We start from the raw sequence: 17,025 nt of genomic DNA, 5'->3' as shown, positions 1-17,025 counted from the left end.
TGAAGGAACTAGAAATAATGAGATATCGTTAAGTAACGATCACGAATGTGCTCAATAAGCAGTTTCACTTTATTCGGTGGTTGACGAGTAAACGGGTACACCGCATAGATACCCAACTTTTTACCCACTAGTTCAGGAAAAATATCCACCAGTTGGCCATTGCGAATATCGTGATACACCAAGCATCGCGGGACGTAAGCTATACCATGGCCGCCCAGAGCGGCTTTACGTAATGCGGTCGCGTTATCAGTAGAAAAACAGCCCGATACTTTGACGATGTAATTACCATCTTCTCCTTTAAACTCCCAATCCGTTGCACCTGTGGTTTGGTAAGCGTATTGCAGACAATTGTGCGTGGTGAGATCAATCGGCTCGATCGGTTTCCCATTTTTAGCGATATATGAAGGGGACGCGCATACCACCCATTGGGAATCGAGAATATGTCGTGCGATCAAACTGGAGTCGGCTAGGTAGCCAGTTCGAATGACTAAATCGTAACCATCAGCCACCAAATCGACAAAGCGATTATCCAATGACATATCCACGGTCAGGCCCGGATGAAGGTTACAAAATTCCGCAACGGCATCAGCAAGTATCAAATCTCCAGAGATACACGGCACGGACATTTTTATGTGACCGCTCACATTCTCTCCAAAGCCTGCAACAGCGTCCATAGCCTCCTGAGTGGCCTGCTTCACATTTTTAGCACTGTGGAGTAACACCTTACCTGCTTCGGTTAAGGTCAATTTACGCGTTGTTCGATATAATAGCTGCGCCCCTATCTCTTCCTCCAACCTTGCCATTCTTTTGCTAACTACCGAATTTGTAAGGTTATTTGCTTCTGCAACCTTACTAAAACTGCCCAGTTCGATTACTTGAGAAAATAGGATTAAGTCGTCTGCTCTCATACGATTATGTCACTTTTGGAATTAATTATTTTCATTATTTCCCTATATCAACAAAAAATAAAGGAGTAAATTCACGCCAAATTAACAAAACCATTACAACAAAAAGTCACCTCTACAGCGGATTGACACCGTTCGAGAAGTCAGCGTACGAAGGATGTACAAATGAGTGAAACCCTACTTGCCCTAGTGGCATTTTCGCCAATTGTTGTTGCCGCCATCTTATTGGTTGGTCTCAACTGGCCTGCTAAAAAAGCCATGCCTGTTGCGTTCGGTTTAACCGTCGCTATTGCCCTAATGTTTTGGGATATGTCAGCCAATCGCGTACTGGCTTCTGTATTCCAAGGGCTAGGCATTACTGTCTCTGTTCTATGGATCGTGTTTGGTGCCATCTTCTTGCTCAACACTTTAAAACACACTGGAGCGATCACCACTATCCGTAATGGATTTACCGATATTTCAGCTGACCGCCGTGTGCAAGCCATCATCATTGCTTGGTGTTTTGGCTCATTCATTGAAGGCGCATCAGGGTTCGGTACCCCGGCAGCAATTGCTGCGCCACTACTGGTTGCAATCGGCTTCCCTGCGCTAGCCGCTGTCCTAATGGGCATGATGATTCAGTCAACGCCTGTTTCATTCGGTGCGGTGGGTACGCCAATCATCGTGGGTGTAAACAAAGGTTTAGACACCCATAACATCAGTGAGTCTTTGGCTGCACAAGGCGCAACATGGGAAATGTACCTGCAAGATATCACCGCGCACGTTGCTGTGATTCACGCTGTTGTAGGTACGATGATCCCTGTATTAATGGCGATGATGTTAACACGTTTCTTCGGCAAGAACAGAAGCTGGAGTGAAGGTCTGGATATTCTACCATTTGCGTTATTCGCAGGCGTCTCTTTCACTGTGCCATACGCGTTAACCGGTGTGTTCTTGGGCGCAGAATTCCCTTCACTAATCGGTGGTTTGGTTGGTCTTTCTATTGTTGTTACCGCAGCCAAAAAAGGCTTCTTAGTACCAAAGACTAAGTGGGATTTCGAAAGCGAAGACAAATGGCCTGCTGAATGGCTGGGCTCGCTAAAAGTCGATCTAAACGACAATCCAGGCAAACCAATGAGCATCGTAAAAGCTTGGGTTCCATATGTAATGCTGACGGTAATTCTCGTCGCAAGCCGCGTAAGCCCAGAACTGAAAGGCTTTGTACAAAGCGTAAGTTTGTCGTTCAGCAATATTCTTGGTGAGACTGGTGTGAGTGCCGCTATTCAGCCATTGTACCTGCCAGGTGGCATCCTCGTGTTTGTCGCACTGCTTGCCTCAATGTTACAAAGCGGCAGCGCAAAGCCATTGCGTGAAGCGTTTGGCGAGTCAAGCAAAACACTGATTGGCGCGGGGTTTGTCTTGGTATTTACCATCCCGATGGTTCGTATCTTCATCAACTCTGGTATTAACGGCGCTGACCTAGCAAGTATGCCGGTTACAACAGCTAACTTTGCCTCTGACCTTGTCGGTTCTGCGTTCCCAGCACTAAGTGCCACCGTTGGTGCGCTGGGTGCGTTCATCGCTGGCTCAAATACGGTTTCAAACATGATGTTCAGCCAGTTCCAATTCGAAGTGGCACAAACACTGTCTATTTCGAGTGTGATTGTTGTGTCGCTTCAAGCCGTTGGCGCAGCCGCAGGTAACATGATTGCGATTCACAACGTTGTTGCCGCATCAGCCACCGTAGGCTTACTTGGTCGTGAAGGCGCAACATTGCGTAAGACGATTATCCCTACGTTCTACTACATTGTAATGACGGGCATTATTGGTTTGGTGTTGATTTACGGCCTCCAAATGACAGATGTCTTGATGAAGTAACGCGAAACGCAGGGTTTGTAGCCCTGCCAAATTTGACACAGCTGTCAGCACTACTACCCCGACATGTTGATTTAGCTTGCTACATCAATCCCCCCGGCAGCTGTGTCATCCTTTCCAATTTGTATAACTGATTGAGTGATTTAACAAAATTTTTCAATCAATTATGTAAATGAGTTACCAACATCAGCAGTTCAAAAGTAAGTGAACCATAGGTAACTATACTCATTTTGATGCCTTCACTGCTTTGCGATGAAGGCTCAACGAAAGAGCAAATTGCTCCACAACTTTGCTTAGAATAACCGCTAGGACACCATTATGATTATCTCAGCTTCTACTGACTACCGCGCTGCCGCGAAAGCCAAGCTTCCCCCGTTTCTATTCCATTATATTGATGGCGGCTCTTACGACGAACGCACGCTGAAGCGTAATACTGACGATTTGGGTGATGTCGCTCTTCGCCAACGCATCCTACGCGATATGACAGATTTGAGCCTAGAAACCGAGATCTTCGGTGAGAAACTGGCAATGCCAATCGCGCTAGCTCCTGTTGGTCTAACTGGTATGTACGCGCGCCGAGGCGAAGTGCAAGCAGCAAAAGCAGCCGAGAAAAAAGGCATCCCGTTTACTATGTCGACTGTTTCGGTTTGTCCGATAGAAGAAGTCGCACCTGCAATTGAACGTCCAATGTGGTTCCAGCTTTACGTGCTTAAAGACCGTGGCTTTATGAAGAACGTGCTTGAGCGTGCAAAAGCTGCGGGCGTCACAACGCTGGTGTTTACCGTTGATATGCCAGTTCCTGGCGCGCGTTACCGTGACATGCACTCAGGCATGAGTGGTCCTAACGCAGCCATGCGTCGTGTCTTCCAGGCGATGCGCCACCCAAGCTGGGCACTGGATGTGGGTCTACTTGGTAAGCCGCACGACTTAGGTAACATCTCAACGTATCGCGGCGAACCAACAAAACTAGAAGATTACATCGGCTGGTTAGGCGCAAACTTCGACCCGTCTATCTCCTGGAAAGATCTTGAGTGGATTCGTGACTTTTGGGATGGCCCTATGGTCATCAAAGGCATCCTCGACGAAGAAGATGCAAAAGATGCGGTACGTTTCGGCGCGGATGGCATTGTAGTATCTAACCATGGTGGTCGTCAGTTAGATGGCGTGCTTTCAAGTGCTAAAGCACTACCAAGCATTGCAGATGCGGTAAAAGGCGATCTTAAGATCTTTGTTGACTCTGGTATCCGTACTGGTCTTGATGTGGTTCGTATGCTCGCGCTGGGTGCTGACTGCACACTGCTTGGTCGTTCATTTGTGTACGCATTGGCTGCACAAGGCGGCGCAGGCGTTGAAAACCTACTGGATCTGTACGACAAAGAAATGCGTGTAGCTATGACGCTTACTGGCGCGAAGTCTATCGCGGATCTTTCTCGCGATTCGCTAGTGAAAATCCCATAATCTTTGCAGGCGATTAAAAACAGAAACGAAAAAACGAGCCACTGTTGGCTCGTTTTTTATTGCTCTTCAACCCGATAATTTGACGAGCAAGCTAACTAACTTGGTGAACGTACTCGATCACGACTTGGTTTCCGTCGATAAACACGTTACTGATATCGCCATCCACCGTCACACGATTTTGTAAATAAACCGTACCAGATGCAGATAGATCACGCTCCGTCAAAGACGGAATCACCTGACCAGGACGTACATGTAGCTGCTCGCATAGCTGTTTTACAAAACCTAGCGTCAGTGGAGAATTACCACGTAACAAGCCAGAAAACTCGTGTAGACTCAAACCAAGGCGCTTCGCCATTTCCATTTGAGTGATGTGCATTTTGGCTTTTTGTGACATCCAGATGTCGTAGAGCGCGTTTCGATCCAGCTCTGTAAATTCCATATCTGCCTCCGCTAATTCAAGAGCCAATACACTCTCACACTTACTTAAGATAAATGTTAGCGATAAGTCAGAGAAGTTATAATTGATCGTTCAAATATCAACGCATATCGGAGATGACGAAGCTCCGCGCACGAATGGAACGGCGGCTCATCACCCAGTTTCGACCACTCACTTTTCACCTCACGAACTAGCCTACCTCAGGCGATTTAAACATAAGTAAATGATTTAAAGGAAATCACTGGGGTGAAGGAGTAATATCTGCTACCTTTCCTTCCATGGTTCACTAGAAAGAAGTTACATATGTCACAGTGGTTTACCGATTTGCAAAGCTATATTGAAACATCTCATCAAGATTGGAGTGGGAGTGTCCTTTTCATTACACTCGCCAGCTTTATTGCTTGGATAGCTTGGCGACTGATCCGCTCTCGTCTCGCAGTACTAGTAGAGAAAACCCCTTTCCACTGGGATGACATGTTGCTTGATGCGCTAAAAGCGCCAGTCAGTACACTCATTTGGTGTTGGCCAGCAACCGTCTCTATCGGCATCATATTAGAGAGCGAGCTCAACGATAAAATAAACTGGTTAAGCACGCTGAAACTGATTTTGGTGATCAGTATCTTCGTCTGGACCGTTATGCGACTCATCACCAATGTTGAAGAGTACGTCCTAGAACAAAAAAACCGAGATGAAACCACAGTACAAGCGATAGCTAAAGTCGCGCGCTTGTTCTTTATTACCGTCGGAATTCTCACTGTGATGCAGGCGTTTGGCTTGTCTCTGTCAGGATTGCTCACCTTTGGTGGTGTCGGTGGTTTAATCGTTGGTTTAGCGGCGAAAGATCTGCTGTCAAACTTCTTTGGCGGCCTTATGATCTACTTCGATCGACCGTTTAAAGTTGGCGACTGGATCCGCTCTCCAGATCGCCAAATTGAAGGTACGGTAGAACGAATTGGCTGGAGAATGACCATCATCCGAACTTTCGATAAGCGTCCTCTTTATGTGCCAAACTCTGTGTTTAGCAACATAGTCGTAGAAAACCCATCTCGCATGCTAAACCGACGCATCTACGAAAAAATTGGACTTCGTTACGACGACGCCGAAAAAATGCCGCAAATCATTACAGCGGTGAAAGAGATGCTTAAGAATCACAAAGATATTGATGCACGCCAAACGCTTATCGTCAACTTCGATACGTTCGGTCCATCGTCACTGCATTTCTTCATTTATACCTTCACAAAAACCGTGAATTGGGTGAGATACCATGAGGTTAAACAGGATGTTCTTCTTCAAGTAATTAACATCATTAAAGAACACGAAGCAGATATCGCCTTCCCAACTCAAACACTCAAGCTCGACCCAGTTCAAATGATAAAAGCTGAGGAGCAAGAAGATCACGGCTTCTAATTTCCATTAATACCAATAACAAAGCCCGCTTTATTCAAGCGGGCTTTTTCATTTTTATTTGCTTGGATTGGTTAGTGTTGCATTAACACCATACGAGCATTCAATGGTTGGATGGGACGATTGTTTTTCCCCATCACTTTCGTAAACGCTTTAATCTGCTCAGGGGAAATGGTTTGTGCTTCTTTCATCACTAACCAACGTACCCCTTCAGAGCATGGTGGTGTCGTTAGTGAGCCATTAAAGCGATAATACGCTTTGTCTTTTGGAAGCAACGCATCCGCTTCAAATGGCAATTTAATCTCTACACCTTGATCTTTACTTGGTATGTTTGCCAGTAACTTCGCTAAATCTGGGTTCGCTTTTCCGGATTGAAAAAACACAGCCACAACCGCCAAATGGCCAGTTGTATCAGCATGCACAAAGTGCGCTTCTAATGGGTATTCTTTGCCATCCACATGGTTTTCTGACGGAGTATGGAAGTGGAACTGCTTTAACGTGAATGCATTGCCATCAATCAACAGTGTGTTGTCACCCTCTAGGCTGGTTTGCAGGGTGTGGCCGTTATTGAGCAATGAGATTGCTTTGCCATGGTAGTCGAACTGCAATTTGTCTAACTTCGCTTCTGCTGCGGAGACAATATTAATTGGGCTTTGGTTTTGACCTTTGGAACATTCAGACGCAAACTCGCCCCAATGCTCAGGCCCGTGACTCCCCTCGTAACCCCAGCTTGCTGCGTAAGCTGTTCCTGTAAATACCAACGCCAAACCTAGTGCTGCCAGTGACTTCTTCATAGTTTTCCTTATTCCTTCAAGTTAAATGTTGTGAAAACAAAACCATACTAATCGCACAGAATTAAGCGGGAATAGAGTGAAAACTATGATTACAAAAGTTTTTTGGAATAGATGCCTCTAGTTATGCAATTGATATGATGCTCAAAATTGAACATCAACGATTATCGAGTCGGTATAAGTGCCAGATGGTGGGGTGGTTTGGCTTGTTATTATCTCTGCGCGATAATTGAAGTTCTGCGGAGTGATGCCATCGGGAATGGTGTCACCCGTATCCACATCGCTCTGTTCACGACGTTCAGAACCAGTACCCCCCCACCGCTCCGTCGATGAGGATTTATAGATTTCATACTCCAAATAGTTACCGCCAGATGCCATGCGTCGTTGGCCTCCGGAGGCATTCACACCGTCGTTTAAACCAATGGTAAAAGCACTGTTCTTGGTACAGGTTAATGATATAACCTGACTGACAGGGTCAAAACCTGCCACCAATGGTGATGAACCAAAATTAATATCTGGCGCCGTGATCATACAATCGGGAGTGACTTCTAACTCTACCGTAATCAAGCTTTGTGCATTGCCTGTTTCTCGCCCAAGACATACGCCTCCAACTCCAATTCCTGAGCAATAATTCCAAATCCAAGACACCGTAATTTGGTCTCGATAAGTCCCTGCTGAGAGATTACTACCAGCTCCTGTCCGGGCATAAAGCGGAAATTCAGCTTGAGTGCCAAATAAACCTAGTAAATCGAGCAGCCCAATTTCAAAAAAATTGTAAGTTTGGCCAAAAATGTACTCTTGCGAAAGGCTTGGATCTCCAAACATCTGATAGCTAAGTTCCGAACTAATATCCGCCGCATTAAGCAATCGCCCATCGTTAGTACTGTTAAACGTTGCAGACACATAGTCGCCACTCAACAAAGAAACAAGTGTAGAAAAGTCACACGTTATCCCTGCGTGAGGCTGGGCTGAGCTCTGTTGCTGAATAGTTGAAACGGTAAACGAGGAAACGCTTCCAAATTGAATCAAAGGCGTCGGCGCAGTGAGCTCACAAGCCATGTTACCGGACGATATAAAAAGAAGAAAAAACCAAAGATAACGAGAATACCGACTCATAATTGTACCTCTGCTTTTTGCTCTTTCGTGCAGACTTGTTTACCTAATGTCTGTATTTTCTCGCTCCGTGTTTGATAGAGTCCCGTTATAAATACTTTACATGGTGGAAAGCCTTCGGGGTAAAAGATAATGTACTCACCTACATTACGCCCCTCAAAATACGTCACTCCATCCCAACCAATTTGCCCTACCACTCCAGTATCTGATTGACCATAAGTTCCTAATGGCAAGTAGGCGTCATTTTCATCAACAACCTCCATGCTTAACGCAACTTGCAAAGCTATTGGGAACTCGAGCAAATAGCCGTACCCAGAATGTATCGACGCGTATTGTTCTGTTGTTGGGAAAAAAGCATTGGCTGGTAATCTAAGCGGATCAATTTCATATTTTGCGGTGTAATATGCCATTGCCCACGGCACAAGTAAGTAACCGTCATCATCAGTCAATCCAACGACTTGATTCTCATATTTGACGGGCACACCTTCAAAACCGCTAGTACTGACAACAGCGAAACTATCGTACACATTATTTGCAGGGAATATTTCACCATCGAGTGACGCAACCGAACCCGACATTTCGGCAAAATAATCGTAATTACCACTCGTCCCGTTTAAGCCCGCTCGGAACTCCGCCCAAGAGGCTCGGTAAGTAACATCGGCCTGCTTTCTATTGTCAGGCTTTTCATTAATATCATGCGCTAAGTTGATTCCCCAACCACCTCGAATCGGCGCAAGTCGACTAACACTAGCACGGCCACTAAGATGACCATCGCTTTCACGCTTCATGGTTAATCCCGCGCTACCAGAGAAAGCGCTCAAAGGTAATGAGAATTGTGCTAACGTAACGGCCTCCCCACCGATGTTTCGATTAAACGATAATGACATGTTGATATCGAACGGAAGCGAGCGGCTGTAAGTTACATTAAGTATTCTCGATCGAGAGTCGGTTTGCTGAACATCAAAGTATCCCCCTGATAACGAACCCAACTCATTCAACCGGGCGCCAACATTTATCTGAGAGACATGCCGAGACAAATTCTCTCGCTCGTTAGTGCCGTCACTTCTCAAGCTCTCTGGTGTTTGGGAGAGCGTGTAAAATCCCTCGCTCTCAACTTGGGTACGAGCGGCAAAGCTAAACATTCGAGATTGATAACTATAACCAACTGAATAGGAACTCGCTCTCTGCTCATAATTGCTAAACCTTACCGCCCCATCAATCGTTCCCATATTGAATAGGTTGGTAACAAAACCGACTCCCGCAACAATTAAGTCATCTTTCGCTTCGGTTTGTGCCTCCAACGTTAGCCAGTTTGTCATTCCGTGCCTCGCAGCTGCGACAACAGCACCATCGCCATAGTCATTTGAAGCGTTGCCATAGTTTCGGCGTAAAGCACCAAAACTAGCGTTGTAAGAGGTATAGTTAGCCTTCAGCAAGTTAGCTGAAAGGAAAAATGGACTGGTCATTGCAGTCCGCCTTCCCTGGGCATCCGTTGCAATCACTGTCGCTTCACCAGCTCCCGATACCATTGGAATATCATTGATAACAAACGGTCCCGGCCCCACAAACATTGAATCGGTTTTTAATCCGTTTACAAATAAATCTAACGTCGTGGGAGCAGTTACTTCGCCATAAAATGCAGGTAAAGGTGCGGTAACCACGTCTGGACGCATAGAGAAGTCATGTGACAGTTGAATACCAGCCATTCGAACTGGTTGACTCCACGCAAGGGGCCTCACAATGTAATCCCCTACTTCAAAGCGCAATCGACGACTTTGATCAACATATTCGTACCTTGTGTCGAAGCGCGTATATTTATTACTTTGCTGCACTTGAACGTCTCGATGAAGGTTAGATTTAAATATTCCCGTCGTAGAAAGTACGCCGAATTCGGAAAAGGCTCTCAATTCGTGGTTAATAGATACTTCTTTTTGACTGCTCTCGTGATCATAAACACCAAACACACTGTAATTAAATAACCCACCAGTTCCGAATTTAGCAGGGGAAAAACGCCTCCTGTTCTGCGCAGAAAAACGTTGCATCGGCAACCAATTCGGAGGCACTTTGATTGATAATTGCAGTGACGATTGCAAATAATCGACCTCTACACCCGATATTGATGTTATGTCTAACTTCTCTTGCGTCCCAGGTAATACATCCGCGACCACGCCAGCAGACAGTAAATCGTCTCTATACACGAAGTAACGCTCGCCTTTACGTTCAACATCCGCGATTAAACCAGTCGGTCGTTGATTAATTACTAGTTCTAACGACAAATGAATATTTTCAAAGTTCTCATAAGAAAAGTTTTCAGGACTAGGTAACTGCGATAAATGGGTCACTACGTTGTCGCACCAACCCACGCCAGGCGTCATACTGGTAAATAAACAAGATAGATATAAAATCTTATTCATTTTGTTCGAGTGGAATAACGTAACGCTTACCTTCAATATCCGCCTTTACTTTTATATTTTTCATATTGGAGTAAGAAATAGGCCACGTTTTATATTGCTCAGGTAATATATACCCTGCTAACCCTTTCGAAACGATAAAAGGCGATTGGTTTGGCGCGGTCACTGCTAGGTTGACTAATCTGACATAGTGATTACTGGTGTTTTCTATATGAATAAGGTTCTTATCTTTACTCTTTATAATCTTTGCCTGTAGTCCGCTCCAAACTTCATTTGTTCCTTGGGATTGTCTTTTCATCCCTTTACCGTACATAAACAATGGTATGGAATATCTCATTCTCACTTTTACTGCCAGATCATTTTCTTTATTTTCATCTTGAGGCCCTTTAGCTGGCGGGAGTTCATCGATGATAATACGATATGCGTACTCTTTATTCGAAAGCGCTCCATCTTGATTTAATATACGAATAAGTTGCTTGGCACCAGGTGCAATTTTCACAAAAGGAGGCGTAGCTATCAGTTGTCGTTGCTGCGCATATGTATCCTGCCCATCCTTCTGCCCCCACTGAAAAATACGAACCTGCAAATAAAAATCTTCAGTGCCTTGATTAACCATCCAAATTGATGTCGCATTCGATTCAGAAGATATTTTAGGGTAAATAGGCCAAATAAGGAGAGAATTAGCATAGACCTGTGAAGTTAACGTTGATAAGAAAATAGTGACGAAAACCAGTCTTTTTATTATTAAATCCATTTAATTTCTCCGAAGGTTATCATTTCTTCGAAACAGCGCTTACCACTCAAGCGTTAAGGTAAGAGTATCTGTATAAATACCAGCGATTTCATTTCCATTTAATATCGCCTTTGCCCAAATTGGCACCTGAATGTTGTCAGGGTCTTCATTAGTTCCAACAGAATAGGGGGTATCAATGTCTAATACTTGAGAGTGTTCTGCATCTTCAAATAATAAATAATCCACCGTACTCGACTTTTCTGTGTGCTTCAGCTTGCGTACCCCTACCGAAGCGTTCAAACCACCGTCAATCTTAATATTCATGGCTATGCCAGGGGTACAACTTAACGTAAGCCCACCGTTGTAGGTGATGCTGCCTTCTACTTCCGCAGCATAAATAGCAGAATGTTCACCAAAGTTTAACTCTCCTATTGTTCCAATTTGAGTGTTACTCTCTTCTGTCAGCGCACCATTGATCAGACATCCCGTATCAATGGTTGCTGACACTTGGAAAGTTTCACTCTGCGCGGCAAAAATAGGATAGGAAAAAGTGGCACAGGCGGTGAATAAAAATGCTTTGAGTAATATAGAGTTCACTTACCAACTCAGAGTTACGTTTAGTGTATCAACATAATTTCCTGCGACGCTGCTGGTACCGTATGCCGTGGCGTACAAATTAATGGTCTCTGAATCAACACCATTAAATGTAGAGAGTGCTATAGGGTTACTCGAGGTAAGCTGGGTAGAACGATCTGAATCAGTGAAGAGAGTGTAATCCACAAACTCGGATCCGTTGGTCATTGCGTGATTACCTGTCGTCGAACTGGGATCGTTGGCACCACTGACTAAAGAGAAAGTAGGCGTGACTCCATTGCTGCAAAGTATTTCGATCCCCGTACCACCTTCCCCAGTCAAGACTGCTTCTTGCTCAGTAAAAATGGCCGGAACGTCACCAAAATTTAATGAGCCAAAACCAATATTACTGGAACCGTTCACCGCATTGTTGCCATTAATGACACAGCCTTCCACTAAATTGATCGAAACGTCTATCGTACCGCTAATTGTCTCTGCCCTCGTTTGTAAGCTCAACACTGTAAATAACAAGGGAATAATCAAAAAAAATTTTTTCATATGAAGCTCCATTTCTATCTCTGTGAACTCTATACAGATGATTGTATTATTAGTTATAGCTCAACAAATAAAACAAAGTGCATATCAAGATTAAAAAGATAAAAAGAAGTCAGTTAATTGTAGTTGTCAAAAGAAAAGCAGAGCTTTACACCGAGATATTCTTTTAGGTTGGAATATAAAACCACCAATTAACCATATTAAATAGAAGGTCTTTAGTGTATTCTGCATACGTTGAAACACGAAGAAGGCAGTTTTTTCTGAATTAGACAGCTTTTAGAAACGAAAAGAGATAGGGTGTGAGCTAAATAATAAAAAATCTAAGCGTTTAAAAAACGAAAAAAACGCCCCTTTCGGAGCGCTTTCTTATTTGAGCAGATTATTCCCAGTCAAGGATCACTTTGCCAGACATGCCTGAACGCATGACATCGAAGCCTTCTTGGAAGTCATCAATCTTGTAGTGGTGCGTGATAATTGGTGATAGATCCAAACCAGATTGAATCAGTGAAGCCATCTTGTACCATGTTTCGAACATTTCACGACCATAGATGCCTTTGATAACTAGGCCTTTGAAGATCACTTGGTTCCAATCAATGCCCATATCTGATGGTGGAATACCGAGTAATGCAATACGGCCACCGTGGTTCATTGTGGTTAGCATTGAGTTGAATGCCGCTGGGTTACCAGACATTTCTAGGCCTACGTCAAAGCCTTCTGTCATGCCTAGTTCAGCCATTACATCTTCAAGCTTCTCTTCAGCAACATTTACTGCGCGTGTTACACCCATTTTACGAGCTAGCTCTAAACGGTACTCGTTTACGTCTGTGATAACCACATGACGAGCGCCGACGTGTTTCGCAACTGCGGCGGCCATGATGCCGATTGGGCCAGCACCAGTGATGAGCACGTCTTCACCAACTAGATCGAAAGAAAGCGCAGTGTGTACCGCGTTACCGAACGGGTCGAAGATCGATGCTAGATCGTCAGAAATCTCGTCAGGGATCTTAAACGCGTTAAATGCAGGAATCACTAGGTATTCTGCAAATGCGCCTTCACGGTTTACACCCACACCGATCGTGTTGCGACACAAGTGAGTACGACCGCCACGACAGTTACGGCAGTGACCACAAGTGATGTGACCTTCACCAGATACGCGGTCACCGATTTCAAAGCCACGAACTTCCTGACCAATCGCAACCACTTCACCCACGTATTCGTGACCGACAACCATAGGAACTGGAATTGTCTTTTGTGACCATTCGTCCCAGTTGTAGATGTGTACGTCCGTACCACAGATAGCGGTTTTCTTGATTTTGATCAGAATGTCATTATGGCCAACTTCAGGCTTCTCAACCTCAGTCATCCAAATGCCTTCTTCAGGCTTTAGCTTTGATAATGCTTTAATTTTCATAATGTAACCTTAATTAAAGGCCCTATTATCTAGGACCTAGAGTCTTAAATAAGACCCATGTCCTTACCAACTTCGATGAACGCATCAATTGCACGATCTAGCTGCTCACGAGAATGCGCTGCTGACATTTGAGTACGGATACGCGCTTGGCCTTTTGGTACCACAGGGAATGAGAAGCCGATCACGTAGATGCCTTTCTCTAGTGCTCGCTCAGCAAATTCTGCTGCAACTTTCGCATCACCTAACATGATTGGAATGATCGCATGGTCAGCGCCGCCCATTGTGAAACCAGCATCTTCCATACGTGCGCGGAAGTGTGCTGCGTTTTCCCATAGACGGTCACGTAGGTCACCGCTCTCTTCTAGTAGATCTAGAACGCGGATAGAAGCGTTTACGATTGCTGGTGCAACAGAGTTAGAGAATAGGTATGGACGAGAACGCTGACGTAACCAGTCGATCACTTCCGCTTTACCTGATGTGTAACCGCCTGAAGCGCCACCCATTGCTTTACCTAGCGTACCTGTAATGATGTCGATACGGTCAACCACATTGTGGTATTCGTGTGTACCTGCACCCGTTTTACCCATGAAGCCAACCGCGTGAGAGTCATCAACCATGGTCAGTGCGCCGTGTTTTTCAGCTAGGTCACAAATAGCCGGAAGGTTCGCCACTACGCCATCCATTGAGAACACGCCGTCTGTAACGATAAGAATATGGCGTGCGCCTGCTTCTTTCGCAGCAATCAGTTGTTGCTCTAGCTCTTCCATGTTGTTATTTGAGTAACGGAAGCGCATTGCTTTACATAGACGAACACCGTCGATGATTGACGCATGGTTTAGTGCGTCTGAAATAATTGCGTCTTCTTTACCGAGAATGGTTTCGAACAGACCTGCGTTTGCATCGAAGCAAGAGGTGTAAAGAATCGTATCTTCTTTACCTAGGAACTTAGACAACTTCTGCTCAAGCTCTTTGTGGATGTCTTGAGTACCACAGATGAAACGTACTGACGCCATACCAAAGCCGTGTTCGTCCATACCCGCTTTACCCGCTTCAATTAGCGCAGGATGGTTAGCAAGACCAAGGTAGTTATTTGCACAGAAGTTTAATACTTCTTCACCGGTAGAGATTTTAACAGCCGCTTGCTGCTGAGACGTGATTACGCGCTCTGATTTGTAAAGACCTTCAGCCTTCACTTCTTCAATTTGCTGCTGAATCTGTTGGTAGAATGCAGAAGACATTTGAAATTCCTTCCTGGTTATTTTGGCGAGTATTTACTCGTTTAGAATTAGGTTGAGCCTTTATGTGACGGGCATCACGGGCTATCGCTCATCAATTAATTGTAGTGTAATTCAAGGAAGGAAGAAGGATTATCCCTTAAGGTGGAAAAGCATTAATGAATTCAAGGCACGAATTCAATTAATGCTTTCCTATAATATTGTAATAAAAGGAGTTATCGCCCAGTTGGTTGTTTAAGTAGTGCTTCAAAGTCTTTGGCTGGTAACGGGCGGCTATAGTGGAAACCTTGCCCGAACTCACAGTTTAAGTCTTTTAGATAATCGACATGACGCTGTTCTTCAATGCCTTCAGCAACAATCTTAAGGTTCAGCGCTTTCGCCATTGCAATGATCACGTTGACGAGCTCACGATCGGAGTCATTTTCGAACATATTTTGCATAAAGCTGCGATCAATCTTAAGGCGATCGAACGGAAATTTCTGTAAGTAACTCAACGCAGAATAGCCCGTACCAAAGTCATCGATGGTAAGCTTAGTGCCTAACGCTCTTAAGTTATTGAGCATGTCTAATAGCTCTGAGTCGTGGTTAAAGAGAAGGCTCTCTGTCACCTCAATATCGAACTTATCTGATGGAAGACCAGATTCCTCAAGGCTTTTCTTAATAAACGCAAGTAAGCGATCACAATACCTAAATTGAACACTGGAGAAATTCACAGAAACAAACAGCGGCGTCAGACTTTGCCATTGCGCCGCTTGGCGGCACGCTTGCTGGATAGCGAATTCACCAATTTGATGAATCAAGCCATTTTTCTCAGCAATAGAGATAAACTCTTCAGGATTTACGAATCCGTACTTCTCATCATTCCAACGCATTAACGCTTCTGCGCCAACAATTTTACCACTGCTTAGCTCAATAATAGGTTGATAATACAACTCTAGTAATTGACTAGAGATGGCATTTCTTAGTCGATTTTCCAAATCCAAATAGCGTTGCAAGTCTTGGTTCATATTGTGGTTATAAAAGCAGAAGGCATCGCGTCCATCTTGCTTCACGCGATACATCGCCATGTCAGCACAGGCGAGGAGCTGCTCGGCATTATCTCCATCATCCGGAAATACGGACATTCCGACGCTGCTACTCAAGAAGAATTCATGGTTGTTCCATACAAATGGATCGTTAAACGCCGAAAGCACGCTTGAAGCAACGCGCTTCGCGGTGTCATTATCAGGCAAGTCAGGAATCACTAATAAAAACTCATCCCCACCAATTCTCGCCAGTAAGTCTGTTTTTCTCGCGACTTGATGAAGTCGTTGAGCACTAAGTTTAAGGATCTCGTCCCCAACAAAGTGACCCATTGAATCGTTAATCTGCTTAAAGTGGTCTAAATCAATAAACATGACCAATACTTTTGAACCACTACGTGACGCTCTAATCAACTCCAAAGCCAGTCTCTCAGAACCGTAGCTGCGATTAGGCAAGTTAGTCAACGTATCGTATTTAGCTTGGAAGGCGAGTTCTTTTTCAGACGCTTTTCGGCGTTCAATTTCGTTAGTTAGTTTTTGGTTCTGTTGAGAAAGAATGTCTTTTCGCTTTTTCTCTTCTTCAAGTTTAATTTTCAATTCAATTCTATTATTGTTTGTAATGAACGCATAACACAGCGCAATAACAACCATAACAGCAAGAATACTCAAACCGAGAATGAAGATCCGTGATGTAAAAATATCTCGCTCACTCAAAGGCTCAAACCAAGCCATAAGTTTGAAGTGATGTTTTTCAACAGGCACTTCAAAATATATCTTTCCATCAACGGCTTCAGATATTAAATAATTCTCATCTTTATTATGAGAAGACGTTTTATTTATTGTATCCCATACGACCATCTCAACGTCTTTTATTTTGAGCACCATCCGGCTATAACTGTCTTCGTGCTCTTGATTAGTGAGCTGATCAATAACAATGTTTTTATTGAGATCTGCAATTAGAAAGGCAACTGGCTTTCCAGAGAACTTAACTTGCTTAATGACTCCCGATTTCAGATAATAAGTGCGACATTCATGGAAAGGTGTAGAAGAGGAAGCCAACTGCTGAAAGTGGTACGCTCTTCTCGCCAAAGAAACAAGCAGTACTACCATGAATTATCAGCAGT

At 44.3% G+C, this 17,025-nt stretch carries 13 protein-coding genes and 1 pseudogene; 3 read left to right on the top strand and 11 right to left on the bottom strand.

All coding sequences use genetic code 11. The features are described 5' to 3' along the window. Positions 1–8: 8 nt before the first annotated feature. Complete coding sequence (locus NL645_RS00070) at positions 9–908, bottom strand: LysR family transcriptional regulator (protein WP_005375112.1); 900 nt, start codon at positions 906–908, stop codon at positions 9–11. 162 nt (positions 909–1,070) lie between these two features. Between NL645_RS00070 and NL645_RS00065 the strand changes: the two genes are divergently transcribed. Together NL645_RS00065 and lldD are read left to right on the top strand one after the other, a co-directional pair. Next, complete coding sequence (locus NL645_RS00065; protein WP_253650922.1) at positions 1,071–2,762, top strand: L-lactate permease; 1,692 nt, start codon at positions 1,071–1,073, stop codon at positions 2,760–2,762. 315 nt (positions 2,763–3,077) lie between these two features. Beyond that, positions 3,078–4,217: an FMN-dependent L-lactate dehydrogenase LldD gene (gene lldD, locus NL645_RS00060; protein WP_253650921.1), complete on the top strand. Its 1,140-nt coding sequence runs from the start codon at positions 3,078–3,080 to the stop codon at positions 4,215–4,217. 91 nt (positions 4,218–4,308) lie between these two features. Here lldD and NL645_RS00055 read toward each other — a convergent pair whose 3' ends face one another. Continuing rightward, positions 4,309–4,656 carry a helix-turn-helix transcriptional regulator gene (locus NL645_RS00055; RefSeq protein WP_005375109.1) on the bottom strand — a complete coding sequence of 116 codons (348 nt, stop codon included), beginning with the start codon at positions 4,654–4,656 and terminating at the stop codon, positions 4,309–4,311. Between the two features lie 300 nt (positions 4,657–4,956). On the opposite strand from NL645_RS00055, the gene NL645_RS00050 reads away from it, so the two are divergent. Continuing rightward, complete coding sequence (locus NL645_RS00050) at positions 4,957–6,060, top strand: mechanosensitive ion channel family protein (protein WP_046875767.1); 1,104 nt, start codon at positions 4,957–4,959, stop codon at positions 6,058–6,060. A 71-nt stretch (positions 6,061–6,131) separates the two neighbouring features. Here the strand turns inward: NL645_RS00050 and NL645_RS00045 are convergent, their stop codons facing one another. From NL645_RS00045 to NL645_RS00005, 9 genes and pseudogenes are all read right to left on the bottom strand, one after another. Next, positions 6,132–6,851 (bottom strand): carbonic anhydrase, encoded by a 720-nt coding sequence (locus NL645_RS00045; RefSeq protein WP_104972908.1) that lies wholly within the window; start codon positions 6,849–6,851, stop codon positions 6,132–6,134. A 141-nt stretch (positions 6,852–6,992) separates the two neighbouring features. Further along, positions 6,993–7,964, bottom strand: coding sequence for a spore coat U domain-containing protein (locus NL645_RS00040; protein ID WP_253650920.1), 972 nt, complete (start codon positions 7,962–7,964; stop codon positions 6,993–6,995). Next, positions 7,961–10,336 carry a fimbria/pilus outer membrane usher protein gene (locus NL645_RS00035; protein WP_253651412.1) on the bottom strand — a complete coding sequence of 792 codons (2,376 nt, stop codon included), beginning with the start codon at positions 10,334–10,336 and terminating at the stop codon, positions 7,961–7,963. Before NL645_RS00035 ends, NL645_RS00040 begins: the two co-directional genes overlap by 4 nt. A 31-nt stretch (positions 10,337–10,367) precedes the next feature. Continuing rightward, a complete protein-coding gene (locus tag NL645_RS00030; protein WP_253650919.1) occupies positions 10,368–11,126 on the bottom strand; it encodes a molecular chaperone in 759 nt (252 codons plus the stop codon). A 39-nt stretch (positions 11,127–11,165) separates the two neighbouring features. Further along, positions 11,166–11,702, bottom strand: a complete 537-nt coding sequence (locus tag NL645_RS00025; protein WP_237309164.1) for a spore coat U domain-containing protein — start codon at positions 11,700–11,702, stop codon at positions 11,166–11,168. Continuing rightward, the gene (locus NL645_RS00020; protein WP_253650918.1) at positions 11,703–12,236 is read right to left on the bottom strand and encodes a spore coat protein U domain-containing protein; all 534 of its coding nucleotides are present in this window, start codon (positions 12,234–12,236) and stop codon (positions 11,703–11,705) included. It lies immediately after the preceding gene. A 376-nt stretch (positions 12,237–12,612) separates the two neighbouring features. Next, the gene (gene tdh / locus NL645_RS00015; protein WP_047009590.1) at positions 12,613–13,644 is read right to left on the bottom strand and encodes an L-threonine 3-dehydrogenase; all 1,032 of its coding nucleotides are present in this window, start codon (positions 13,642–13,644) and stop codon (positions 12,613–12,615) included. A gap of 44 nt (positions 13,645–13,688) precedes the next feature. Further along, positions 13,689–14,882: a glycine C-acetyltransferase gene (locus NL645_RS00010; protein WP_253650917.1), complete on the bottom strand. Its 1,194-nt coding sequence runs from the start codon at positions 14,880–14,882 to the stop codon at positions 13,689–13,691. Positions 14,883–15,094: 212 nt separating this feature from the next. Continuing rightward, positions 15,095–16,903, bottom strand: a pseudogene (locus tag NL645_RS00005) (putative bifunctional diguanylate cyclase/phosphodiesterase); the annotation flags it as partial. Positions 16,904–17,025: the final 122 nt, after the last annotated feature.

This window comes from Vibrio sp. Y51_MX_L26 (genome assembly GCF_024181935.1).
GTDB lineage: Bacteria > Pseudomonadota > Gammaproteobacteria > Enterobacterales > Vibrionaceae > Vibrio > Vibrio diabolicus.
The sequence above is the reverse complement of the archived record's forward strand: the minus strand, read 5'-3'. Positions and strand labels throughout refer to the sequence as shown.